20 protein-coding genes are annotated in these 23735 nt (G+C 57.7%); 11 read left to right on the forward strand and 9 right to left on the reverse strand.

The features are described 5' to 3' along the window. Positions 1-151 precede the first annotated feature (151 nt). The gene (locus A3224_RS12275; protein ID WP_067155076.1) at positions 152-1816 is read left to right on the forward strand and encodes an aminotransferase class V-fold PLP-dependent enzyme; all 1665 of its coding nucleotides are present in this window, start codon (positions 152-154) and stop codon (positions 1814-1816) included. Positions 1817-2061: 245 nt separating this feature from the next. Here A3224_RS12275 and A3224_RS12280 read toward each other — a convergent pair whose 3' ends face one another. Both A3224_RS12280 and A3224_RS12285 read right to left on the reverse strand, forming a co-directional pair. Further along, the gene (locus A3224_RS12280; RefSeq protein WP_082817517.1) at positions 2062-2976 is read right to left on the reverse strand and encodes a universal stress protein; all 915 of its coding nucleotides are present in this window, start codon (positions 2974-2976) and stop codon (positions 2062-2064) included. Next, positions 2976-4481 carry a SulP family inorganic anion transporter gene (locus tag A3224_RS12285; RefSeq protein WP_067155079.1) on the reverse strand — a complete coding sequence of 502 codons (1506 nt, stop codon included), beginning with the start codon at positions 4479-4481 and terminating at the stop codon, positions 2976-2978. Before A3224_RS12285 ends, A3224_RS12280 begins: the two co-directional genes overlap by 1 nt. A 303-nt stretch (positions 4482-4784) precedes the next feature. On the opposite strand from A3224_RS12285, the gene A3224_RS12290 reads away from it, so the two are divergent. The 7 genes from A3224_RS12290 (at position 4785) to A3224_RS12320 (ending at position 12905) form a co-directional block, all read left to right on the forward strand. Next, the gene (locus A3224_RS12290; RefSeq protein ID WP_067155082.1) at positions 4785-6065 is read left to right on the forward strand and encodes an efflux RND transporter periplasmic adaptor subunit; all 1281 of its coding nucleotides are present in this window, start codon (positions 4785-4787) and stop codon (positions 6063-6065) included. Positions 6066-6212: 147 nt separating this feature from the next. Next, complete coding sequence (locus tag A3224_RS12295) at positions 6213-6914, forward strand: ABC transporter ATP-binding protein (protein WP_067155084.1); 702 nt, start codon at positions 6213-6215, stop codon at positions 6912-6914. An 11-nt stretch (positions 6915-6925) separates the two neighbouring features. Further along, a complete protein-coding gene (locus tag A3224_RS12300; RefSeq protein WP_067155087.1) occupies positions 6926-8239 on the forward strand; it encodes an ABC transporter permease in 1314 nt (437 codons plus the stop codon). Positions 8240-8249: 10 nt separating this feature from the next. Further along, complete coding sequence (locus A3224_RS12305; protein ID WP_067155090.1) at positions 8250-9467, forward strand: ABC transporter permease; 1218 nt, start codon at positions 8250-8252, stop codon at positions 9465-9467. Between the two features lie 121 nt (positions 9468-9588). Beyond that, on the forward strand, positions 9589-10953 hold the full coding sequence (locus A3224_RS12310) for a sigma-54-dependent transcriptional regulator (protein ID WP_067155093.1): 1365 nt from the start codon (positions 9589-9591) through the stop codon (positions 10951-10953). 91 nt (positions 10954-11044) lie between these two features. Further along, positions 11045-12376 carry a sensor histidine kinase gene (locus A3224_RS12315; RefSeq protein ID WP_067155097.1) on the forward strand — a complete coding sequence of 444 codons (1332 nt, stop codon included), beginning with the start codon at positions 11045-11047 and terminating at the stop codon, positions 12374-12376. 256 nt (positions 12377-12632) lie between these two features. After that, a complete protein-coding gene (locus tag A3224_RS12320; RefSeq protein ID WP_156481478.1) occupies positions 12633-12905 on the forward strand; it encodes a high-potential iron-sulfur protein in 273 nt (90 codons plus the stop codon). 20 nt (positions 12906-12925) lie between these two features. Here the strand turns inward: A3224_RS12320 and A3224_RS12325 are convergent, their stop codons facing one another. Then, complete coding sequence (locus A3224_RS12325; protein ID WP_067155103.1) at positions 12926-13885, reverse strand: AraC family transcriptional regulator; 960 nt, start codon at positions 13883-13885, stop codon at positions 12926-12928. A 373-nt stretch (positions 13886-14258) separates the two neighbouring features. On the opposite strand from A3224_RS12325, the gene A3224_RS12330 reads away from it, so the two are divergent. The 3 genes from A3224_RS12330 to tmpT all read left to right on the forward strand — a co-directional run bounded on the left by A3224_RS12330 (position 14259) and on the right by tmpT (position 19582). Continuing rightward, entirely contained in the window at positions 14259-15395 is a 1137-nt protein-coding gene (locus tag A3224_RS12330) for an efflux RND transporter periplasmic adaptor subunit (protein WP_067155106.1), read from the forward strand. Positions 15396-15658: 263 nt separating this feature from the next. Further along, complete coding sequence (locus tag A3224_RS12335) at positions 15659-18841, forward strand: efflux RND transporter permease subunit (protein WP_067155109.1); 3183 nt, start codon at positions 15659-15661, stop codon at positions 18839-18841. Between the two features lie 99 nt (positions 18842-18940). Next, the gene (gene tmpT / locus A3224_RS12340; RefSeq protein ID WP_067155112.1) at positions 18941-19582 is read left to right on the forward strand and encodes a thiopurine S-methyltransferase; all 642 of its coding nucleotides are present in this window, start codon (positions 18941-18943) and stop codon (positions 19580-19582) included. Between the two features lie 58 nt (positions 19583-19640). Here the strand turns inward: tmpT and A3224_RS12345 are convergent, their stop codons facing one another. The 6 genes from A3224_RS12345 to aceF all read right to left on the reverse strand — a co-directional run bounded on the left by A3224_RS12345 (position 19641) and on the right by aceF (position 23732). Continuing rightward, positions 19641-19997, reverse strand: coding sequence for a hypothetical protein (locus A3224_RS12345; RefSeq protein ID WP_067155114.1), 357 nt, complete (start codon positions 19995-19997; stop codon positions 19641-19643). 86 nt (positions 19998-20083) lie between these two features. After that, complete coding sequence (locus A3224_RS12350; RefSeq protein ID WP_067155117.1) at positions 20084-20716, reverse strand: carbonic anhydrase; 633 nt, start codon at positions 20714-20716, stop codon at positions 20084-20086. A gap of 101 nt (positions 20717-20817) precedes the next feature. Further along, a complete protein-coding gene (locus tag A3224_RS12355) occupies positions 20818-21120 on the reverse strand; it encodes a hypothetical protein (protein ID WP_067155120.1) in 303 nt (100 codons plus the stop codon). Then, positions 21110-21406, reverse strand: coding sequence for a hypothetical protein (locus A3224_RS16940; protein ID WP_156481479.1), 297 nt, complete (start codon positions 21404-21406; stop codon positions 21110-21112). Before A3224_RS16940 ends, A3224_RS12355 begins: the two co-directional genes overlap by 11 nt. Positions 21407-21445: 39 nt before the next feature. Next, positions 21446-21649, reverse strand: coding sequence for a hypothetical protein (locus A3224_RS12365; RefSeq protein WP_139223216.1), 204 nt, complete (start codon positions 21647-21649; stop codon positions 21446-21448). A 436-nt stretch (positions 21650-22085) separates the two neighbouring features. Continuing rightward, positions 22086-23732: a dihydrolipoyllysine-residue acetyltransferase gene (gene aceF, locus A3224_RS12370; RefSeq protein ID WP_067155128.1), complete on the reverse strand. Its 1647-nt coding sequence runs from the start codon at positions 23730-23732 to the stop codon at positions 22086-22088. Positions 23733-23735 lie beyond the last annotated feature (3 nt).

A 23735-nucleotide genomic window follows, 5' to 3' on the forward strand; every position in this document is an offset into this window, starting at 1 on the left:
AAAGTTGGCCACAAATCGGTCCAACGTTTCGTTTTTTTATTTTAGATGAAACGGAATATCGCAAACAGGGCATTGATGAAACCAGATGGAAACATTGTTCCTCCCTTTTCAGAGTAGAGTCCGCATGCACCGCAAATCGGAAAAGTGAAACATGAACCATCTAATAAAACGCATCCGTGAATCCATCATCGGCGGCCGGGCATCTATCCGGACCCCTTTCGGCCTGAAACCACTTGTCTATGCCGACTACACCGCCTCCGGGCGCGCACTGGGGTTTATCGAGGATTTTATCCGCGCACAGGTGCTTCCCTTCTATGCCAATACACACACGGAGACCTCCTTTACCGGCGCACATACCACAAGGCTTCGGGAAGAGGCGCGCAGGGAAATCAAGCGCGCGGTCAATGCGGGACCAGAGCACAAGGTAATCTTCTGTGGTGCCGGCGCTACCGCCGCCGTGCACAAGCTGATCGATATACTCAACCTGCGCCTGCCGGCAGACCTAATGCGGAAGTACAAACTGCACGAGCAAATACCGCCCCGCGAGCGCCCTGTGGTCTTTGTCGGCGCCTATGAACACCATTCAAACGAGCTCCCGTGGCGGGAGAGCATCGCCGAGGTAGTGCGCATCCCCCTGAACCCGGACGACACCCTCGATCTCGACGCACTGGAATCCGAGCTCCGTGCCCACACCGACCGCCCGTTGAAGATCGGCAGTTTCTCCGCCGCTTCCAATGTCACTGGCATAAAGACGGATGTGGACAGGGTGACGCGGCTGCTGCACCGCCACGGCGCACTCGCCTTCTGGGACTACGCCGCAGCGGCGCCCTACACGGCGATTGATATGACCGGTGAGCAGGATGTCGCTGGCGATAGCGGCAAGGACGCGGTATTTATTTCGCCGCATAAATTTATCGGCGGCCCGGGCACGCCGGGCCTGTTGATTGTCCGCGACAAGCTGTTAAAAAACGCTATTCCCGCGCTACCCGGCGGCGGCACAGTGCTCTATGTGACGCCGCAGGACCACCGCTATCTGGACGATAGCGAGCGCCGCGAGGAGGGCGGCACCCCGGCCATTATCGAATCGATCCGCGCCGGGCTGGTTTTCAAGCTGCAGCGGCAAGTGGGCACCGGCGAAATCGAAAAACGCGAAACAGACTTTATCCGCCGCGCCCTGGCGCGCTGGTCCCACTGCGACAATATCGAAATTCTGGGTAATCCAACCGCTCCCCGACTCGCCATCGCCTCGCTGCGTTTCAAGCATCGGGGCAAAGACCTGCACTACGGATTTGTGACGGCGCTGCTCAACGACCTCTTTGGTATCCAGGCCCGCGGCGGCTGCTCCTGCGCGGGTCCCTACGGGCACCATCTGTTGCGCATGGACATGGCCTACAGCAAGGCACTGGAAGCGCAGCTAGTGCAAGGTCATATGGTGTTACGGCCGGGCTGGGTACGCTTGAATTTCAATTATTTTATCGACGAGGACACCTTCGAGTACCTGGTTCGGGCGGTGGAACTGGTGGCGGAATACGGTTGGCGTCTGCTGCCTTACTACCGTTTCGACACCGAGCGCGGCATCTGGCGTTTTCAGGATACACAACCGAATACAACGAGCCTCTCCCAGCTGGATTTTCTTAATCTCGGCCCGGACGAAGGCAGTAGCGACAAGGTGGAACACGCACTGGCGGCCTGTCTCGCAGAAGCAGAAGAAGAGCTTCGCCGGGAACACCGGCAGGGCGAACGGTACGCCCTGAAGCTGCCCGAGGAAGTGGAGAAATTACGCTGGTTTGTACTGCCCCAGGAAATCGCCCTTTAGGATGGGGCCAGGGCGCCGCGGATTCATTCGCTTCCTGGTGATGGCGAGGTTGCGAGGCCAAATGAGATGCTCAGTTAATGGAATGAACATTTCGAAACCGCCAGATACAGGGAAGTATCCGGCGGAGCTATAGGGACCTACTCGTGCGTTTTCGAAATGTCCTCCCCATTGCCTGAGCACCCCCGCAACCAACTACAGCACGCTTAAAGACGTAATCAGCGATTCTGGGTATTACTCCGTACGGATTACCTCAGCAGAAGGAGCGGCTGTTGAGTGCTGAGCAGCATTTTGGCGGTGATACTGCCCAGCAGGAGATCCCGCAACCGGTTGTGGCTGAAGGCACCCATCACCGTCAGATCGATTTTGTGCTCGGCCTGGTATGCGGTCAGCGCGGCCACTGTTCTACCGTCGAGGCGACTGGCGTTCACCTCCAGCCCCGCCTGATCCAACTGCATACTGGCCTCCGCCAAAAGCCCTTCGGCGGTCTCAGCCGGGCCCACATGCACCAAATGGCAGGACAGCCCGCGGAATAGCGGGCTTTCGCACACCATCGCCAGCGCCTTGCGCGCGCCTTCGCTGCCGTCGTAGGCAAGCATAATGCGGCGGGGGCTGCGGAACTCTTTATTCACCACCAGAATCGGCTTGTGCAGTGAACGCACTACAGTTTCCAGGTGCGTCCCCAGCCCCTGCTCCGTGCCGCTGTGCTCCTCGCCGCGAATCCCCAGTACCAGTACACGGATGTGATCTTCCAGTTCAATCAGGGATTCGCTCAGGCTGTCGTGGCGCTGACAGCTGGTGACCTCCTGCACGCCATACTGACCGGCGCGTTCGCTGGCCGCCTGTAACATCAATTTACCCTGCTGCACCATCAGTCGCGCGCGCTGCTGCTCCAGCGCGGTCAGTTCTTCCAGCAGCTCCTCCTGGCTGCCGAGACCGATGCTGCCGGTGAGATCCGCCACCGCAGGTACATTGCCGCGCTCAATATTGTGCAACAATTTCAGCGGCGCGCCGGTCGCCACCGAGATCCAAGCCGCGTAGTCGCAAACCGCTCCCGTGTAGTGGGAACCATCGATACAGGCGAGCACTACCGCCTCGTCCCGGGCCGACCGGCTACTGCCGTTGACCTCGGTATTGTTATTGTCGTTTGATTTGACGGTCATCAGTGGCCTCCCAGGACCCGTTCAATTTCTTCCGGCTTATCGTGTACACCGAAGCGGTCGACAATGGTTTCGCTGGCTTCGTTCAGCCCCACAGCCTCCACCAGGGCGCCCTCGCGGCGGAACTTCACCACCACCTTGTCCAGCGCATGCACCGCAGAGATATCCCAAAAATGCGCGCGGCTCAGGTCGATCACCACTTTATCCACCACCTCTTTGAAATCAAAGGCGGCAACAAACTTATCGGCTGAGTTGAAGAACACCTGCCCCACCACTCGGTAGGTGCGACAGCTCTCCGCTTCGTCCAGCTCACTATCCACATACATAAAGTGGCTCACCTTGTTGGCGAAGAATAGCGAAGCCAGCAGCACGCCGACAAATACACCATAGGCCAGGTTATGGGTCCAGACTACAACAGCCACTGTCGCCAGCATAACCAGGTTGGTGGACAGCGGATGGCGCTGCAAATTGCGGATGGACTCCCAGTTAAAGGTACCGATGGATACCATGATCATGACCGCCACCAGCGCGGCCATGGGGATCACCGCCACCCAATCACTGAGGAAAACCACCAGTGTCAACAGGCCAACGCCAGCCACCAGAGTGGATAAACGCCCACGCCCGCCGGATTTTACATTGATTACCGACTGTCCGATCATCGCACAGCCTGCCATACCGCCCAGCAAGCCGGAGGCGATATTAGCGATGCCCTGCCCCTTACATTCGCGGTTTTTATCGCTGGGGGTGTCAGTCAGGTCATCGACAATAGTGGCCGTCATCAGAGATTCCAGCAGTCCCACCACCGCCAGGCCAGCGGAATAAGGGAAGATGATCTGCAAGGTCTCAAGGTTCAATGGCACATCCGGCCAGAGGAAGACCGGCAGTGTATCGGGCAGTTCCCCCATATCGCCGACCGTACGAATATCCAGTCCCAGGCTTACCGAGACCGCCGTCAACAGCAATATACACACCAGCGGCGATGGCAGAATCTTGCCGACTACCGGAACTCGCGGGAACAGATAAATAACGGCGAGGCCGGCGGCAGTCATCGCGTAAACATGCCAGGTTACATCGGTGAGCTCCGGCAACTGCGCCATAAAAATAAGGATCGCCAGCGCATTCACAAAACCGGTCACCACCGCCCGCGAGACAAAGCTCATCAGGCTACCCAGCTTAAGATAGCCGGCGATTATCTGTAGTACCCCGGTCAACAGTGTCGCCGCCAGCAGGTACTGCAGGCCGTGCTCTTTCACCAGGGTCACCATCAGCAGGGCCATGGCGCCGGTGGCCGCGGAGATCATGCCCGGGCGCCCGCCGACGAAAGCGATGACCACTGCGATACAGAATGAGGCGTAGAGGCCGACCCGCGGGTCCACCCCGGCGATAATGGAAAAGGCGATGGCCTCGGGAATGAGTGCCAGTGCCACCACTAGGCCTGCAAGTACATCGCGACGTATATTGCCGAACCAGTCGGCTTTGGTCGAAGTAAACAACGAAGGAAACAACATAGACAACAGCTAGGGAGTTGGCGAAAAAAGGGCGCGCACTCTACCACAAATACCCCCCGCTGTCCGGCCGCGTCCTGGCGGACAGCGGACACTTTAAGCGGACACCCTCAGGCCGGACCATCCTCGGAAAGAAATAAAATTCTCCTTATTTTTCAATAAGTTACAAAACAAATAAAAACTGGCACGGCCCTTGCCCTACACGTTGTGAGCGGGGCCGATATCCCGCATCCAAATTCGATCGCCAGCGCATCACATGCCTAAAGCACAGCGCCGGCACAAAACACCGAGGAACGGGAAACCACAATGATCAGAGACACCTCCGGACAGGACGTACAAATCGCCACCGTCCCGGCGTGGAAAAACCCCAAGGTCCTGAAAACCGCCGCCGCCGCGGGCATCGCGCTTATCTTTCTGGCCTGGGGAGCCAGAGCCTGGTTCGCAACCGGCGCGGTAGACAGCACCCTGGCCTTATCCCGCATCAACATCGCCCAGGTAGAGCGCGGCGACCTGGTCCGCGACCTGGTTGTTCAAGGCAAGGTAGTCGCCGCCAACAGCCCCACCCTGTTCAGCCCGGCCCAGGGTATCGTCAAGTTCGCGGTTAAGGCCGGCGACACCGTCACCCAGGGCCAGCTGCTGGCGGAGGTGGACAGCCCAGAGATGTCTAATCAGCTGGCTCAGGAGAAAGCCCTGCTCAACAAACTGAGCGTGGAGCTGGAGCGGCAAAAAATCCAGGCCAAGCGCCAGCAGCTGGAAAACCGCCAGAAGGCAGATCTGGCCAAAGTAAATCTCACCGCCGCCGAACGGGAACTCAAGCGCGCGGAAATTTCCATGGAAAAGCAGATCATCGCCCGCCTGGACTTCGAAAAAACGCGCGATGAGCTGGCGCGTGCCGAACTTGAATACCAACAGGCTGTACAAAATGCCGAGCTTGAAAAAGAAGCCCTGACTTTCGAAACCCGCACCCTGGAGCTACAGGTCTCGCAGCAAAAATTGCAAGTGAAAGAGCTCGAGCGCCGTGTGCGCGACCTGAAAATTCTGTCACCGGTGGACGGCACCATCGGCAGCCTGGCGGTAGCCCAGCGCAGTGCCGTAACCGCCAACGCTCCGCTGATCACCGTAGTAGACCTCACCAGCTTCGAACTGGAAGCCGCGGTACCGGAAAACTACGCCGATGACCTGGGCCTGAATATGGCAGTGGAAATCAACCTCGGCGGTAAAAAACTGCCCGGCGAGATCACCGCGATTTCCCCGGAAGTCATCAATGGACAAGTTCAAGCTCGCGTGCGCTTCACCGACGGACAGCCCCAGAATCTGCGCCAGAACCTGCGTCTGACCGCACGCATCCTACTGGAAAATCGCGAAGACGTGATGCTGGTCAAGCGCGGCAGCTTCCTCGATCAAAGCGGTGGCCGCTACGCCTTCCGTCTAAACGGTGAACAGCAAGCAGAGCGGGTACCGATCCAGATAGGAGCACTGGGCCTTAACCAAGTGGAAATCGTGTCCGGCCTCAATGTGGGCGACCGGATCATCATCTCCGCCGCAGATGAACTGGAAAACGCACAACTGGTTGCACTGAAGGAATAAAGGCAGAACAGCAGAAGACCACCCGCTGGCTCCGGCAAAGAAAGATTCGAAGTATGGGCACGCAGAGTTTTGCCCACCCCAAAACAGCCTAAAGATATTCGAAACCGTATCAAGGCACCGAACACTCAGAACTATAGGGAAACTACCATGCTGAAAATGCACAATATCCGCAAAAGCTTCCGCACCGACACCATCGAAACCCACGCGCTGCGCGATTTCAACCTGGAGGTTTCAGAGGGGGAATTCGTCTCTGTAACCGGCCCCAGCGGCTCCGGCAAAACCACCTTTTTGAATATCGCCGGTCTGCTGGAGACCCCCACCGGCGGGCAGTACCTGCTCGATGGACAAGATGTCAGCGGACTGAATGATCGCGAGCGCTCACGCCTGCGCAATGAAAAAATCGGCTTTATTTTCCAGGGTTTCAACCTGATCCCGGACCTGAATCTTTTCGACAATATCGACGTCCCCTTGCGCTACCGCGGATTCAACGCCAAGGAGCGCAAAAAACGGATCGAAAAGTCCCTCGAACAGGTAGGGCTCGCCGCCCGGGCAAAACACCTGCCGGCGCAGCTGTCCGGTGGACAGCAACAGCGTGTCGCCATAGCCCGCGCCCTGGCCGGTGAACCGCGCTTCCTGCTCGCCGACGAACCCACCGGAAACCTGGACTCCCTGATGGCCCGCCAGGTGATGGAGCTGCTGGAATTTATCAACGAGTGGGGCACCACCATCGTTATGGTAACGCACGACCCCGACCTGGCCCGCCGCGCACACCGGAATATTCAGATCGTCGACGGACAGGTATCCGACCTGCACCAAAACGCGCTTGGCAACGAAGCCGCGACTGCCTGAGGAGACAAACTATGTTTGGATACTACGTTTCTCTAGCACTGCGCAGCTTGCGCGGTACGCCGGTGTTGAGCGCCCTTATGGTCGCCGCCATCGCGGTGGGCGTGGGCGCGTCCATGACAACACTGACACTCAACTACATGATGTCGCAGAATGCCCTGCAACATAAAGATGACCGGCTCTACGCTGTACAGTTAGACAGCTGGGCCCCGGAGAAAGCCTACCAAAACGACACCCAGATGCCCTGGGAGCTCACTTATCGAGATGCTCAGGCCCTGCTCCGTTCGGACATTCCCAGTCGGCAGGTGGCTATGCACCGCTGGGGCGCCACCGTGAGCCAGGAAAATAGTGAATTGCGCCCCTTTACAGCCCAAATCCGGGTAACCACCCGCGACTTCTTCGCGCTGTTCGATATTCCCTTTATCTACGGCAACACCTGGCACAAAAGCTCGGACCAAAATCCAACCCGGGAAGTGGTTTTGTCAAAGAAAACCAACGAAAAACTGTTCAATGGTGAAAATAGCGTGGGACGTTCAATTAACTTGAACGGAGAACCCTTCACTGTCGTAGGCGTAATCGAACACTGGAACCCGACCCCTAAGGTTTACGACCTGAACAACGGTGCGTTCAAAAATTCGGAAGAGATCTATATGCCATTCGGCCTACACCGCCAGCTACAGATCTACTCCTGGGGCAATCTTAATGGCTGGAAGTCAGAGGATATAAGTAACTATGAAGACCTCCTCAACAGTCATTACGTGTGGGTTCAGTACTGGGTGGAGTTGGACAACGAGAAAAAGAAACACGACTACGAAAACTTTCTCGCCGCCTATATCGAGACCCAAAAGACCAAGGGCTATTTCCCGCGTCCGCTGAAATTCGGTCTGACCCGCCCATCGGAATGGCTGGTGGTCAACGAAGTGTTGAGCGACGACAACCGGATATTGGGATGGTTATCCCTGGCGTTCCTGTTGGTCTGCGTGGTCAATGCGATAGCACTGCTGCTGGCCAAGTTCCTGCGCAAAGCGCCCGAAGCTGGGGTCAGGCGCGCACTGGGTGCCAGCCGCAAAGCCATTTTCAGTCAACACCTGATCGAAAGCGGCTGCATTGGGCTAATCGGCGGCGTCATGGGTATTCTGCTGACGCTGCTGGGGCTAAGCCTGATTCGCACATTACAGATGGGGCGCCTCGACCAGATCGCCTCCATGGACTGGGTAATGATGCTGGCGGCCATTGGACTAGCGATTCTCGCAAGCCTGCTCGCCGGCATCTATCCCGCCTGGCGCATCAGTAATACCAACCCGTCCGTTTACCTGAAAACCCAATAAGGATCTGGCCATGTTGGAAATCAAACCTATTTTGTCCGCGCTCTGGCGCAATAAGATAGCCGCGCTGCTGATCGCACTGCAGCTGGCATTAACTTTGGCCATCGTCAGCAACGCAAGCGTTATCATCAGTGATCGCAAGGAAAAAACCGCACGCCCTACCGGCATAGCGGTGGAAGACATTATCACAGTCAACTTTCAGCCCGTGTCGCAGAATTACGATATGCAGACAGCGGTAGCTGCTGACCTGGACCTAATACGCACCATCCCCGGTGTGGTAGAGGCCACTCACAGCAATCACTTTCCGCTGTCGGGCAGCGGTTCTGCCAGTGCCTATTACAACCAGCCTAGTCAGGAAACCGGCGGCGAAGTGGCCAACTATTACCAAGTGGGTGCGGAATTTATCCAGGCTATGGGTATGAAACTGATTGCCGGACGCAACTTTGATCCGTCAGATATTCAGGTCGCAGATCTCACCGAAAACCGTGAATCCAGTGTAGTTATTGTCACCAAGCAGTTTGCGGAAAAGCTCTTCCCGGAAGGCGATGCGCTCGGCAAATACATCTACGGCGATCGCAGCAGCCATCCGATCGAAATTATTGGCATAGTGGAGCGCAACCTGGGCGGCTGGGTGAACTGGTCTAAAGCCGGCAACGCCGTATTCTTCCCGGAAATGCTGATTGCCGAGGGCAACCTGTTTATGCGCTATCTGGTGCGCACAGAGCCCGGCCAGCGGGACTCAGTATTCAACCAGCTGGAAGAGAAGCTGAGCCAACGGGATCCGCACCGGGTTATTGAAATGGACACTATTGAAAACTTTCTGCACAAAAGCTACTCCCGCGACAACACCATGATCAAGGTACTGTCAGTGGTGATAGGGCTGCTCACCTTTATCATTGCCCTGGGCATCGTCGGCCTCACCACTTTCTGGATCAACCAGCGGCGCAAGCAAATCGGTGTCCGCCGCGCCCTCGGCGCAACTCGCGCCGCTATCGGCCGCTACTTTCTATTGGAAAATGGCATGATCGCCAGTGCCGGTATTGCCCTAGGTATGGCTGCGGCACAGATCGCCAACCGCATGATGGTGGAGTCCTACGGCCAACCGCAGCTGCCATTGCCGACCATGCTGTCCTGTGCGTTAATACTGCTTATTGTCAGCTTGACTGCCGCCCTGGTACCCGCCCTCCGGGCAGCCAATATTTCACCGGCGACAGCGACACGCAATGTCTGACCCCGGCTTCATCCAAAAGCCATGGGCGCACCCGGAGACGACTAGAAGCCGGCTTTCCCGAAAGTCGGCCACAGTTTCCGGTCGCCCCGTACCTACATGACAGATACAGAAAATAAAAGGTATGGATAAAGTCCTGATTATCGACGACAACCCGAGCATCATCTCTGCCCTGGAATTGTTGTTATCCCTGCACCGGATTGAAACCGTCAGCGCGACCACACCGCCGGCGGGACTGCAACTGCTGCGCGAACACAAAGATATCGGCCTGGTGATACAGGATATGAATTTCACCGCGGACACCACCTCCGGTGAAGAGGGACGTGAGCTGTTTTTCGCAATCCGTGAAATAAACCCAGATCTGCCGGTAATACTATTGACCGCCTGGACGCAACTGGAAATGGCGGTGGAACTGGTTAAGGCGGGAGCTGCCGACTATATCGGCAAACCCTGGGACGACAACAAACTGATCTCCTCGGTAAAAAACCTGCTGGAGTTGAGTGAACTCCAGGAACAGCAGCGCAAAGCACAGCAACAGGCGCAACAGGCGCGTGAACATCTGCGGCAGAATTTCGACCTGCAGGGCATCATCTACCGCAGCGAAGCCATGCAGAAACTGCTGGAGATGGCCACACAAGTAGCCAGAGCCGATGTGCCGGTTCTGATTACTGGTCCCAACGGCGCCGGCAAAGAGAAGATTGCCGATATCGTGCAAGCCAACTCTTCTCTCAAGGATGGCCCTTACATCAAGGTCAATGTAGGTGCCCTGCCGGAAGAGCTGATGGAAGCGGAACTTTTCGGCGCCGAGGCGGGAGCCTATACAGGTGCCGGAAACCGCGCCCGCCAGGGGCGCTTCGAGGCCGCCGATGGCGGCACCCTGTTTCTGGACGAAATCGGCGAACTTTCCGCCAGCGGCCAAGTTAAATTACTGCGGGTATTGCAGACAGGGGAATTCCAGCGCCTGGGAAGCAGCCAAACCCGCAAAGTAAGAGTCCGCGTAATCAGTGCTACTAACAGCGATCTACCGCAGCAGATAGCCCAGGGCAATTTTCGCCAGGACCTGTTCTACCGCCTGAATGTCATTGAATTGAAGCTGCCGCCTTTGTGTGAGCGCCCTGAAGATATATTGCCACTGGCGCGGGGCTTCCTCGATCAAAGCAGCGGCGAAAGCAGGCAGCTGTCTCGCCAGGCCCAATCGGCACTGATGCGCTACCGGTGGCCGGGCAATGTGCGCGAGCTGCAGAACACCATGCAGCGCGCCGCGGTACTTTGCAATACCGATACCATCGACGAACAGACGCTCGGATTACCCGCCCAGCCAACCAGTGATAGATCCGACAGAGTAGAGGTCAGCTTCGAACCGAGCCGCGAGCTTCTGGAGCAGACATTGGCCAGCTGCAACGGTGTCATTGCCCAGGCCGCGCGCGAACTCGGTATGAGCAGGCAGGCACTCTATCGCCGCCTGGATAAATACGGTATTCCATATTAAGGAGCCCCTGAGTAATTCTCTCCCTGACGAGCAAGATACTTCACACCCCCTGGATCAACTGCAGAGTGCAGGCGAAATCAAAAACTGTCTTATGCCCAAAAAATTGTCCCTCGAAGGCCGCATCGCGGCTATATCCCTACTGGCAGTTGCGATCGGTGCAAGTATTCCGATTGTGCTCATCCAGCAGGGAATCAATACGCCACTGGCCTGGACCGGAGGCCTATTGCTGGCGCTGCCAACGGTGCTGTTGTTACTGCGTCTCGTCATAGGTCCAATCAGCCACTCGCTGAAAGCACTCGAAGGCGGCCTGCTCAATTTCCGCGACGGCGACTTCTCAGTTTCCCTGGTAACTCGGCGCAATGATCAACTGGGATATCTGACTAAACTCTACAACGAAGTGGCGGAAATTCTGCGCCGCGAGCGCGCCCATATCTACCAGCAGGAATTGTTACTGGATACTTTGATCCAGAGCTCCCCCCAAGCACTGCTGCTGGTGGACCAGGGCGACCATATCATCTACTCCAACAGCGGTGCTCGCCACCTACTAAATCGCGGAAAACCCATACAGGGCCTGACCGTGAAACGACTACTGCCACACTGCCCCCAGGAGCTCGCTGACGCCATAGAGAAAAAAAAGGAAGGTCTCCTCAGTTACAGTGAGAACGGTGAAACACGCACACTACACCTCAGCAACAGTTCTTTTGTCCTCAATGCGCAAAAGCACCAATTGATAGTAATCCGCGAAATGACCCGCGAACTTACTCGTGCCGAAGTGCAAGTATGGAAAAAAGTCATCCGTTTAATCAGCCACGAACTCAACAACTCCCTGGCTCCTATTTCCTCAATGGCGCACAGCGGCAAACTGCTGATCCGGCAACCTGGGCAATCGGAGGCACTGGAAAAGGTGTTCGATATTATCGCCGACCGCTGCCAACACCTGACGGAATTCACTCAGGGCTACGCGCGATTTGCGAAACTACCCGCGCCCAGTCGTGAACCTGTTCGCTGGCAACAGTTAGTAGAACGCCTGAAGCCTCTGCACGGCTTCACGTTGAAGGGGGAGCTGCCCAATCGGCCCGGTTACTTTGATCCCGTGCAGATGGAACAGGCCCTGCTGAATTTATTTAAAAATGCCGCCGAGGCCGGCAGCGACGCCCTGAACACGGAACTGCAGATCAAAGTCGATCAGCACGGCCAGGAGCTGGTAATCCGCGACCGGGGCCACGGCATGAGTGAAAAGGTTCTGCAACAGGCTCTGCTGCCCTTCTACTCAACCAAGCCCCAGGGGGTCGGCCTGGGACTGACGCTGTGCCGGGAAATCATCGATGCCCACGGCGGCCGTATTCAATTGCAAAATCGTGCGGGGGGCGGTATCCAGATCAATCTATGGCTACCCTGGCCCGAAACACAAACCGCAGAGTAAAAGCAAACACAAAAAACGAGCGATTCTTGTTTCTATTTTCACCGTCCATAGAACTGGTGATCCACCCAATTCACAGGCGCCCAAAAACGTCGAAACGGAATGAAAAGTGCATGTGGCGGGGTTGCTGGTGATTGCGAGAGCAATTCTCCACAGCCTGCAGAATATCTTTTGTAGTTATTCAAAGACCACAGTATTTTTTCCATGAGCTGCTAGTCTGAAAGTCAGCAATGCCATTTCGATGCGGCGAGGCAAAGCCATGAACAATTGCTACCAAAAGATTTCGCGGCGGCAGTTTCTCAAACTGTCCGGCTGTTCACTGGCACTGCTGCCGGCGGCCCTGATTGCGACCGACCGGGCGGTGGCGCAGACCAAGGCGAAGAAAGAAGTGGTGCAATATCAGGACACGCCGAAAAACGGGCAAAAGTGTGTCGATTGCATTCTCTTTGAAGCGCCGGAAGCCTGCAAGGTGGTTGAGGGCAAAATCAGTCCGGACGGCTGGTGCAGCCTGTTCGCTCCCAAACCGTCCTAAGCACCGGTGTGCCGTGGGCCTCAGGCGGGCACCCGCTGCTCGCCGCGCAGCTTGTTGACGTCCGTGCGCGGCGGCGCGCCGAACATACGGCTGTATTCGCGGCTGAAATGAGACGGGCTCTCGTAGCCCACCCGGTAGCTGGCAGAGGCCGCTTCCAGCCCCTCCGTCAGCATCAGGCGGCGGGCCTCGTGCAGGCGCAGTTTTTTCTGGAACTGCAGCGGCGACATGCGCGTGACCTGCTTGAAACTGTGGTATAGAGAAGACTCGCTCATATTCGCCTGCTCGGCGAGATCGCGCACGCGCAACGGCTCGGTAAAGCGGTCCTTGAGCACCGCGATAACCCTTGAGATACGGTTGGCCTGACTGTCAACCACGGCAAATTTACGCATCCGTGCCCCCATCTCACCCATCAGAGCACGGTAGATAATTTCTCTGCGCGCAAGCGGCGCCAATATGGGTGCGTCCGAAGGACTGTCCAGCAACCCCACCAAGCGACTGACCGCGTCCAGCATGCCAGAATCCATTTGCGCCACGCAGATACCGCAATTAATTTCCGGACAGTTGAACTCCGCCTTCAGTTCCGGTGCCTTATCCCCCAGCTCCAACACCAGGTCGGTCACTTCCTGAGGGTCGATAATCAGCTTGACCGCGAAAAACGGTTGCTCCGGGGATGCCTCCTTGACTTCCCCCAGCACCGGCAAATGTACAGAGGTGGCCAGATAGCTCAGGGGCCCATAGGCGATCTCCCGGTCACCAAATTGCAGTGTCTTGCTCCCTTGAACGATAAAACCGAGAGAGGGCTCGTATACTGACGACATACAGCTGGTCGCAGAATCCGCGCGGATCAGACTGACCCCTTCCAGTGTCGTCTCTTCCATACCCGACGCCGGCATCCAGCGCGAAATTGTCGCCGCGAGTTTTTGCCGCGCAGGCTCCTGTTCCCAACTGTGCACGTCCGAAAGTTTTTGCTTTGTCGACATACCTCCCCTCCCGGCCCAATGTCTGGGCGCCATCGCAAAACAATGCCGCCAGTATACGGAGATTTGGGTAAGTGACTTAGACTTTTACAGTATTAGGCAAACACCTTGCAGTAATGTGCAACCGCTCCGCTTGTGCAGCGTTCCAATAGATACCTACTGCAGGTAAAAACGCCGCGAAAATGCCGACTTTCACCAAAAATGACAACAATATTGATGTTTCTCTCCCGCTCCGATTTTTCCGGTAAAGCAGAATCGGGCAATTAGTTGGCAGTACCCGAATACCGTCCGGTCAACCCACGCAACTATGGTGTGCATCCCGGAGTTCGCGCTCCGACGTTTTTGATTCTGCCCTATCCAAGGAGCTCACGACACAATGACAAGACTGAAATTATCACTGCTGGGACTGGCGACACTGGCACTGGCGGCATGTGGCAGCGGTGAACAGAACGGTCAACAGAAGGCACCGGCGGTGGATGTCGCCCAAGTGGTAGCGGCTCCCACAACCGTCTGGCGGGACTTCACCGGGCGGGTGGAGGCACCGGAAACTGTGTCGCTGCGGCCCCGGGTCAGTGGTTATATCGAAAAAGTCGCATTTAATGAGGGTGAACTGGTACAACGGGGCGATGTGCTCTTCGAGATAGACCCTCGCCCGTACCGCGCCCAACTGCGCGCCGCCGAGGCGGATCTGGCCCGCGCGCGCAGCGAAATGACTCTGGCCGAGAACCGCGCGGGACGCGCCGAGCGACTGCTGAACAGCCGGGCCATTTCCCGCGAGGAGTACGACGAACGGATGGCTGCGCGGGATTCCGCTCGCGCAGCGGTCAATGCCGCAGAGGCGGCGCTGGAAAATGCCCGCCTGGATCTGCAGTACACGGTTATCGAGGCACCGATCAGCGGTCGGGTCGGACGGGCGTTCGTCACCCGCGGCAACCTTGCCAATGCCGATCAAACGCTGTTGACCACACTGGTGTCGGTGGACCCAATGTACGTTTACTTCGAGAGCGACCAGCGAACTTTTGTCGACAGCCATACCTTTTTCACCCCGGAGCAGCGCCCGCAGGTGCGCATCGGTCTCGCGGGGGAAGACGGCTACCCACACAGCGGCGAGCTGGATTTTATCGACAACCAGTTGAACAGCCACACCGGCACCCTCCAATTCCGCGCCGTGATCCCGAACCCACAAGGTACTTTCAAGCCCGGGCAATTCGCGCGCGTAAAAATGCCCGCGGAACAGTTGGCGCACGCCATGCTGGTGAATAGCCGCGCAGTACTGACCGACCAGGATCGACGCTATGTGTATCTTGTGAACGACAAAAATCTCACCGAGCGCCGCGAGGTTGTCGTCGGACCACAGCAGGACGGCCTGACTGTGATCCGCAGCGGCCTGCGGCCCGGCGAGCGGGTGGTAATCAACGGATTGCAGAAAATTTATTTTCCTGGCATGCCGGTGCAACCGGAGCTAGTGGCAATGCGGGGAAGTGAGCTCCCGCGGGAAGTCGCCAAGCGCTGACTCGGTGCGGGATTTCCGGCCGCGCGCCATGCCAGCCGCGTCCGGCGATCCTCAACAAGTCCCGCTGCCATTATGGGACCTCAGCTAATTGCGCTCGCTGAAGGTGACGAGACTTCGCGCTCAACACCTCAAGCACCCCGCAATCCGCTATAGCACTTACGCGAATTAAACCGCTACCCCAGACGGGTGGCCCACAAGCGCACTGCCATCGCTTAGCCGTGGCAGTAACAACAGCAATCTCCGAAGTCAGTGCGGACTGATCTATGAATTTTTCCCGTTTTTTTGTCGACAGGCCGATCTTCGCCTCAGTATTATCGATCATCATTTTTACCGTCGGCCTTATCAGTATCCCGGTACTACCGGTAAGTGAATATCCGGAAGTGGTGCCGCCGAGCGTTGCCGTGACCGCGCGCTACCCTGGGGCCAACCCGAAAACCATTGCCGAAACTGTCGCCACGCCGCTGGAAGAAGCCATCAACGGCGTGGAAAACATGATTTACATGAAATCCGTCGCCGGCAGCGACGGCACCTTGTCACTGACAGTCACTTTTAAGCTCGGCACAGATCCCGACCTTGCTCAGGTGCAGGTGCAAAACCGCGTGTCCCAGGCGCTACAGCGGCTACCGGAAGAAGTCCGCCTCCAGGGAGTAACCACGCAGAAGCAGTCTCCAAACCTGATGATGGCGGTACACCTCCTGTCGCCAGACGACCGCTTCGACGCTACCTATATTCGCAACTATGCGGTGCTGCATATCCGCGATGAGCTGGCGCGCATCCCCGGCGTCGGGCAAGCGGGACTGTTCGGTTCCGGCGACTACGCCATGCGCCTGTGGGTAGACCCGCAGAAGGCCGCCGCCCTGGGTGTAACTGCTTCCGATATCGTCGACGCAGTGCGAGAACAGAATATTCAGGTGTCCGCCGGCCAGATAGGCGCCCAGCCGATGCCCGTCGACAACGATTTCCTGATCTCCATCAACGCCAGGGGCCGGCTTGCCAACAGCGATGAGTTCGGAGATATCGTGCTGAAAACCGGCGACAACGGCGAGCTCATCCGCCTGCGCGAACTCGCGCGCATTGAACTGGCTTCGTCAGAAGACGCGCTGCGCACGCTGCTGGACGGCCGTCAGGCGGTGGCCCTACCAATATTCCAGGCACCCGGCTCCAACTCGTTAGAAGTTTCCCAGGCTGTGCGCGAAAAAATGGCGGAGCTGGACGATGACTTCCCCGAGGGCATGACCTGGGAGATCGCCTACGATCCAACCGTATTTGTCAGCACGTCGATCAAAGCCGTGATCAAAACCCTGATGGAAGCGGTACTGCTGGTGGTGCTGGTGGTAATCCTCTTCCTGCAGACCTGGCGCGCGTCCATCATCCCACTGCTGGCGGTACCGGTATCCATCGTTGGAACCTTCGCCGTGCTGTTGTTGCTGGGCTTTTCTATCAACACCCTCACCCTGTTCGGTATGGTGCTGGCTATAGGTATTGTCGTTGACGATGCGATCGTGGTGGTGGAAAACGTCGAACGCAACATTGAGGAAGGCCTGCAGCCGCTGGCGGCGGCACATCAGGCGATGCGGGAGGTGAGTGGCCCCATTGTCGCCATCAGCCTGGTGCTCTGCGCGGTCTTTGTGCCGATGGCATTTCTGGACGGCATCACCGGTCAGTTCTACCGCCAGTTTGCCATGGCCATCGCGATTGCCACCGTTATCTCAGCGGTCAATTCACTGACATTGTCGCCCGCACTGGCTGCGACACTGCTGAAACCCCACGGCGCCGCACCGGACATGCCAGCGCGGATTATCGACCGCCTGTTCGGTTGGCTGTTCCGCCCGTTTAACCGCTTCTTCAGCAAAAATGCCGAGCGCTATCAGGGATTGGTGAGCCGCAGCCTGAAGCGCCGCGGGGCGGTGTTCGCGGTTTACGCACTTCTACTGGCAGCCACCGCCTTTATGTTCAATCAGGTCCCGGGCGGATTTATCCCCACTCAGGACAAAACCTATCTGGTGGGCAGTATCCGCCTGCCGGAAGGCGCGAGCCTGGACCGCACCGAGGCCGTCGCACGCAGGGTGAGCGAGCTGGCGCTGGAGACTGAAGGTATCGCCCACGCAGCGGGCTTTGTCGGCTTCAACGCGCTGCAACGCACCAACACCCCCAATGTGGGTACCGTGTTTGTGCTCTTCGATGATTTCAACGAGCGGGATCGCAGCGCCGAAGAAATCGCGGCGGAACTCAACGGCAAACTGGCACAGATCAAGGAGGGCTTCGCAGTCAGTTTTATGCCTCCCCCCATCTTTGGTCTCGGCGCCGGCTCCGGTTATTCGCTCTATATCCAGGACCGCTCTGGCGCAGGCTACGGCGCCTTGCAGACCGCGACCAATCAACTGGCCGGCGCCCTCAGCCAAACACCGGGACTCAGCTATCCATTCAGTTCTTACCAGGCCAATGTGCCCCAGCTGGACGCGGAAGTAGACCGCCTGCAGGCCAAGGCCCAGGGCGTGCGACTGGACGATCTGTTCGGGACACTGCAATTGTATTTCGGCTCCCTGTACATCAATGACTTCAACCTCTTCGGCCGCACTTACCGCGTTATGGCCCAGGCGGATGCCCCCTTCCGCGACGAAATTGCGGATATCGACCATTTGTATACCCGTAACAACCGGGGCGAAATGGTCCCTATCAGCACCATGGTGCAGCTCAAGCAAAGTTACGGCCCCGATCCGGTGATCCGCTACAATGGCTATCCGGCCGCGGATCTGCTGGGGCAGTCAAATCCAGCGATGCTGTCCTCCAGCGAGACACTGCAAACGGTGGAGCAGGTGGCCGGACAGACACTGCCCGCCGGCATGAATATCGCCTGGACGGATCTCAGCTTCGAACAGGTCAACCGCAGCAACGCCTCCATGCTGGTTTTTCCACTGGCGCTGCTGCTGGTGTTCCTGGTGCTCGCCGCCCTCTATGAAAGCTGGGTACTGCCCCTGGCGGTGATACTGATCGTGCCCATGTGCCTGCTCGCCGCACTGTTCGGTGTCTGGCTGAGCGACGGCGACAACAATGTGTTTGTGCAGGTGGGACTTGTCGTACTGATGGGGTTGGCCTGCAAGAACGCCATTCTGATCGTGGAGTTTGCCCGCGAACTGGAAATTGAAAAGGGGCTTGATCCGGTCCGTGCTGCGCTCGAGGCCTGCCGCCTGCGCCTGCGTCCGATTATCATGACTTCGGTGGCCTTTATCGCGGGCGTGGTGCCGCTGGTGCTGGCCACTGGTGCCGGTGCCGAGGTGCGCAACGCGATGGGAGTGACGGTCTTTACTGGTATGATCGGTGTGACCCTGTTTGGATTGCTGTTGACACCGGTATTCTATGTGGCGCTGCGCAAACTGACCGGAAGTGGGCGTCAAACTTCCGTAGACATGCCGCAGCCGGTTTCAGCCACTTCAGGGAAGCTATGATGAATTCCCGTGAGCTTTCCGGAGCGAGTGACAACACCCGTGCGGATGCATCCGCACCCACTCAGGCCGGGCGTAAAAACCAAAATAAGAGGAACAATAATGGAAGCGGGTTTTTGGCATAAAAGATGGGCAAAAAATGAGATTGCCTTCCACGAAGGTAGGCCCAATGCCCTTCTGGTCAAACATGTTTCCGCCCTCTCGATCGCACAGGGCAAACGTTTTTTTGTTCCCCTGTGCGGCAAGACTCAGGATATCCCCTGGCTTCTCGCCCGCGGTTACCAGGTGGTTGGGGCAGAATTGAGCCGCATTGCGGTGGAACAGCTGTTCGCGGAGGCGGGCGTCGAGCCGGAAATAACCAGTGCGGGAGGCTTGACCCGCTACAGCGCGGAAGCAGTCGACCTGTTTGTGGGCGATATCTTCAACCTGACCGCCGAGCAGCTCGGCCCCGTCGATGCCATCTATGACAGAGCGGCCCTGGTCGCCCTGCCGGAACCCATGCGCCGCCGCTATAGTGCGCACCTGCAAGCCATCACTGGGGGCGTGCCGCAGCTTCTGATTACCTTTGAGTATGACCAACGCCTAGTCGCCGGCCCACCCTTTTCCGTCGGCGGCGAGGAAATCGCGGGACACTATGGGGAAAGCTATCAGCTGACCAAACTCGAGAGCGTGCCTTTCCCGGGACGGCTGAAAAATAAATGCGAGGCAGATGAGACTATCTGGCTGTTAGAACCAAAACAATAGCTCAACCGCACAGCACCCAAGCGCATTGCGGCATCCGCGCACATTGACCGGGGCCGCCTCAAGCACTGTAGCGCGCACCGGGGATAATCAGGACGTACAGGCGGGTAAACAGTGACAGCGGCAGGCACACGAGGATCACTATCACCCCCAGTAACCCGCGCATCAAATCACTGCCCTCCTCATTTTTTTCGTCCTTGTCCGCCAAGTAGGCGTTATAGCAGTGATCCGGGCCATCAATGGGCAGGAAGGTGAAGTCGATAATCCGCTCCAACAACCGCCAGTATGGCCGCAAGGGTGTTTCCTCCACCCGGGCAAAATAGCCAGTGCGCGCGGAAATAGTGGCGTCGGGGTTACCCCCGGCGATTGCATTACCCAACTGGTCGATGGCGATCAGTACTCCCTTGAGCCAGCGCATCGTTTTTCCCTTTATTAGAAGCGTCGATGAGTTCGCGTGGGTGCGGTGTCTTTTTTCCGCCAGACAGAGGGTTATTCAGAGGTTCCTCAATCGCTTTCCTCCGGCAGGCCATCGAAAAAATCCACCTCGCCGGTTTCCAACGAATACTCCGCGCCCACAATTACCAGCCGCCCTTCCTGTACTAACTGTTCCAGTATCTGCGAACCGTGGCGAAGCTGATTGGCGGAAGCTCGAATATTGGCGCGCACCGCGCGCTCAGCCAAAGTTTCCGCATTATGGGCATCGGCACATTCCAACAGTGGCTCCACCGAAGGACGTATCCGATCGACAATAGAACGCAGGTTCGGAGAACGGCTCTCTTGCGGTCGCTCCAATTCCTCCAGCGTAGCTTGCACCGCGCCGCAATGGGAATGCCCCAGCACTACCACCAGCGGTGTGCCAAAGCGCTCTGCGGCAAACTCAATACTGCCAATTTGTGATGGCGCCACCACGTTGCCGGCCACGCGGATAACAAAAAGGTCGCCCAGCCCCTGATCGAAAATTAATTCTGCCGGCACTCGGGAGTCAGAGCAGCCAAGAATAATTGCGAAGCAGGGCTGTCCCTCCAGCAGCTCCCGGCGCCGGTGTTGATCCAACCGGACGCCCATATCCCGCTCCCCGGACACAAAACGGCGATTGCCCTCCCGTAAGCGGCGTATCGCCTCTGCGGCAGACAACATATACACCTCCACTCGTTGCCCAGACCGTCAACCAATGGGGGCCAAGCATAGCGGATTCCCGCCGCAGGTAAACCTACCGTGCAAAAATTTCGGGTGGGAAGTTATTTGGACCAATCCTGCGCGCGCATCCCGTACGCAGGCTCCAGGGTAAAAGGCGAGTATGGACCAGCGCACCAGTCGCCGTTATCCAGCTCGTAACAGTGGACGCCCTCCTCAATACACATAGCGGGACCTGCAGCCGGCATATCACCGGTAAAACATTCGTGGGGAAAGGCTGGCGCCAACTCGACGGGGATAGAGCTGTGGGTATAAAACTGCGGAGTGCCACACAAATCATTCCAGAAGCCACTGCACCCGCCGAGTAAAAGTGCCAGGGGAAGAACGGGCAGAAATTTACTTTTCATGAACGATACACCGGCGTCCGCCAGCTATGTCAAAGCACTGGGCGCTTGGTGGACAAATGGACCCCTCGGCGAGCTCCTCCGCATCACCGGGACAGGCATCGCGGTATGTCTCGCTCGCCGCGGGTTGCACCACCGGACGCGGCACTTCCGGCACCCGGTACTCGGCGGCGCGGGGAATGGGCCGGCTGTAGGGATAGACGACCTCATCCCTGGGATCGGCAACACCGCATGCGACAAGCGGTGTAACGGCAAGGAGCGTGCGCGCGAGCGCCAAATATCTGAGCATCGATTGGCCTCCGGGTGAATCTCTTCTGCCTGCTCAGCACTAGTAAACCCGTATCACCGGAAAAAACCAGCAGGCGGAACCCACCTTGCGGATTTCACCGGCCTCCGGACAGTAGCGGCTGGCGGTTAAGGGCAGTTGAGTATTGGGCTGGTAATAGCCGACTTCGGCAAAATCAGCGCTGTAACTGCTATCGTCGGGATCGAAAAAAAAGGGGTCGTTGCGGTCTGTTTTTTCAACGGGCAAAAATACGCATCCCGGTACAGTCAGTACCGCGATCAGTGGTAGAGCGGATATCCCTATGCGCCTCATTTCTAATTACCTCTCGCCTTCAGCGCCACGCTCAATATTTGTACAATTTGAGTTTAGCTGGCGGAGGATTCGGCTTGCGGCGGGGGAAAGGAAATTAGCGCGAAATTCAACTTAAGGAACCTCTGTTTCAGTTACTTCGTGACGGGAAAAATGATTTAGGCCAGATGAAAAGCCCATCCCATTACCCGAACGCCCCGAAGCCCAATACAGCGTCCGCGTGAATTAATCAGAGTTTTCTTAAAACGCAATTGCCAGAATTGTGCAGGTTCGCGCTGGAAGCAATGCGCCCGAGGCTGCGGCCAAATTTGCGGATTTCCCGCTATTGGCCAACAGCTTCCGGGCGCTCGCAAATGCGCGTTAAAAACGCCGCTTACAGCAACAAACGGCGCACGTCGCTGAGGACGCTGACCAGGTACGTCATAAAGCGCCCGGCGTCACCGCCGTTGACGGCGCGGTGGTCGTAGGACAGAGCCAGAGGCAACATCTGCCGGGGCACAAACTCCTTGCCGTTCCACACCGGTTTCACCGTCAGTTTGGACACGCCGAGAATACCCACTTCCGGCGCGTTGACGATGGGCGTAAAGCCTGTGCCACCGATGGCGCCGAGACTGGAAATAGTGAAGCAGGCGCCCTGCATATCCTTCGGCATCAGTTTGCCGTCGCGGGCTTTACCGGCCAATTCCGTAGCCTCTTGCGCCAGCTCGTAAAGGCCTTTCTTGTCCACGTCCCGGATCACCGGCACCATCAGCCCCTTAGGCGTATCCACGGCCATGCCGATGTGCACATAGTCCTTGCGCACTATGTGCTCGCCGTCATTGTGCAGCGACACATTGAAGCTGGGCTCTGCACGCAGCGCTGCGGCGGCGGCCTTGAGCAGGAAGGGCACCGGGGTGAGTTTCACACCGCGCTTCTCCGCCTCCGCCTTCATTGACTTGCGGAACTCCTCCAACTCGGTGATATCCGCATCATCGAATTGGGTGACATGGGGCACGTTGAGCCAATTGCGCGCCATATTGGCGGCTGTGACCTTGTGAATCTTGGTCATCGGCTCGACGTTCACCGGGCCGAACTGGCTGAAATCAATTTCCGGCAGGGGCGGCAGTCCAGCGCCGACGCCTACAGCACCGCTCTCCGCCTTCTGTACCTGCTCTTTGATATAAGCGTGCAGATCGTCCTTGGTAACGCGTCCACGGGGACCGGTGGCTTTCACCTTGCTCAGAGTCACGCCCAGTTCCCGCGCCAGCTTGCGCACTGCCGGGCCTGCGTAGACTTCTGCGGACACGGTCAGATTGCGCTCCACTTGATGGTCTCGCTGCGGCGCCGCAGGTGGTTCCACCGGGGCTTGAGACGCGGGTGCGGCCGGTGCAGTCTCCACTTTGGCCGGAGCCTCCTCCACTTTATCCTGCGCGGGGGCACCGCCACTGACCACTTTCAGAACGCCCAGGTCGTCGCCAGTGGAAACCTTGTCGCCTTCACTGACGGCGATGGACACCACAGTGCCGGCGAAGGGCGCGGGGACATCCATGGAGGCTTTGTCACCTTCCACAACGATCAGAGAGTCACCCTCGGCGACCTCGTCTCCAGGCTGTACACAGACTTCGATAACGTCCACGGAGTCGGAACCGCCCAGATCCGGGACCGCGATCTTTTCTTCTTTCTCTTCCTGCGCGGCAGGTGCAGCGGCGCTGGCTGCCTGCGCTGGTTGCTCTTCAGCCGGCTGCTCCGCTACCGCCTCGCCTGCCGGCTCGGCGGGTGCCGGGGTATCTTCCGCCGCGGCGGTTTCGGTTTCTATTTCACCGATAACATCGCCCTCGGAGACCTTGTCGCCTTCCTTGACACTGATACTGAGGATTTTGCCGGCGCAGGGGGACGGCACATCCATGGAGGCCTTATCGCCCTCAACAACGATCAGCGAATCTTCCTCGGCGACAGTGTCTCCCACCGCAACGGTAATTTCGATTACGTCTACCTGATCGGCACCGCCGAGATCAGGCACTTTGATGACTTGTTTGGCCATATT

The organism is Microbulbifer thermotolerans (genome assembly GCF_001617625.1).
GTDB classification, from domain to species: domain Bacteria; phylum Pseudomonadota; class Gammaproteobacteria; order Pseudomonadales; family Cellvibrionaceae; genus Microbulbifer; species Microbulbifer thermotolerans.

Bases quoted from the DNA above. Each gene is read 5' to 3' on its own strand.
- A3224_RS12280 (WP_082817517.1), bottom strand. From the start codon at position 2,976: ATGACCGTCAAATCAAACGACAATAACAATACCGAGGTCAACGGCAGT.
- A3224_RS12290 (WP_067155082.1), top strand. From the start codon at position 4,785: ATGATCAGAGACACCTCCGGACAGGACGTACAAATCGCCACCGTCCCG.
- A3224_RS12355 (WP_067155120.1), bottom strand. From the start codon at position 21,120: ATGAAAAGTAAATTTCTGCCCGTTCTTCCCCTGGCACTTTTACTCGGC.
- A3224_RS12330 (WP_067155106.1), top strand. From the start codon at position 14,259: ATGACAAGACTGAAATTATCACTGCTGGGACTGGCGACACTGGCACTG.
- A3224_RS16940 (WP_156481479.1), bottom strand. From the start codon at position 21,406: ATGCTCAGATATTTGGCGCTCGCGCGCACGCTCCTTGCCGTTACACCG.
- A3224_RS12325 (WP_067155103.1), bottom strand. From the start codon at position 13,885: ATGTCGACAAAGCAAAAACTTTCGGACGTGCACAGTTGGGAACAGGAG.
- A3224_RS12345 (WP_067155114.1), bottom strand. From the start codon at position 19,997: ATGCGCTGGCTCAAGGGAGTACTGATCGCCATCGACCAGTTGGGTAAT.
- tmpT (WP_067155112.1), top strand. From the start codon at position 18,941: ATGGAAGCGGGTTTTTGGCATAAAAGATGGGCAAAAAATGAGATTGCC.
- A3224_RS12275 (WP_067155076.1), top strand. From the start codon at position 152: ATGAACCATCTAATAAAACGCATCCGTGAATCCATCATCGGCGGCCGG.
- A3224_RS12300 (WP_067155087.1), top strand. From the start codon at position 6,926: ATGTTTGGATACTACGTTTCTCTAGCACTGCGCAGCTTGCGCGGTACG.
- A3224_RS12315 (WP_067155097.1), top strand. From the start codon at position 11,045: ATGCCCAAAAAATTGTCCCTCGAAGGCCGCATCGCGGCTATATCCCTA.
- A3224_RS12305 (WP_067155090.1), top strand. From the start codon at position 8,250: ATGTTGGAAATCAAACCTATTTTGTCCGCGCTCTGGCGCAATAAGATA.
- A3224_RS12335 (WP_067155109.1), top strand. From the start codon at position 15,659: ATGAATTTTTCCCGTTTTTTTGTCGACAGGCCGATCTTCGCCTCAGTA.
- aceF (WP_067155128.1), bottom strand. From the start codon at position 23,732: ATGGCCAAACAAGTCATCAAAGTGCCTGATCTCGGCGGTGCCGATCAG.
- A3224_RS12285 (WP_067155079.1), bottom strand. From the start codon at position 4,481: ATGTTGTTTCCTTCGTTGTTTACTTCGACCAAAGCCGACTGGTTCGGC.
- A3224_RS12350 (WP_067155117.1), bottom strand. From the start codon at position 20,716: ATGTTGTCTGCCGCAGAGGCGATACGCCGCTTACGGGAGGGCAATCGC.
- A3224_RS12310 (WP_067155093.1), top strand. From the start codon at position 9,589: ATGGATAAAGTCCTGATTATCGACGACAACCCGAGCATCATCTCTGCC.
- A3224_RS12295 (WP_067155084.1), top strand. From the start codon at position 6,213: ATGCTGAAAATGCACAATATCCGCAAAAGCTTCCGCACCGACACCATC.
- A3224_RS12320 (WP_156481478.1), top strand. From the start codon at position 12,633: ATGAACAATTGCTACCAAAAGATTTCGCGGCGGCAGTTTCTCAAACTG.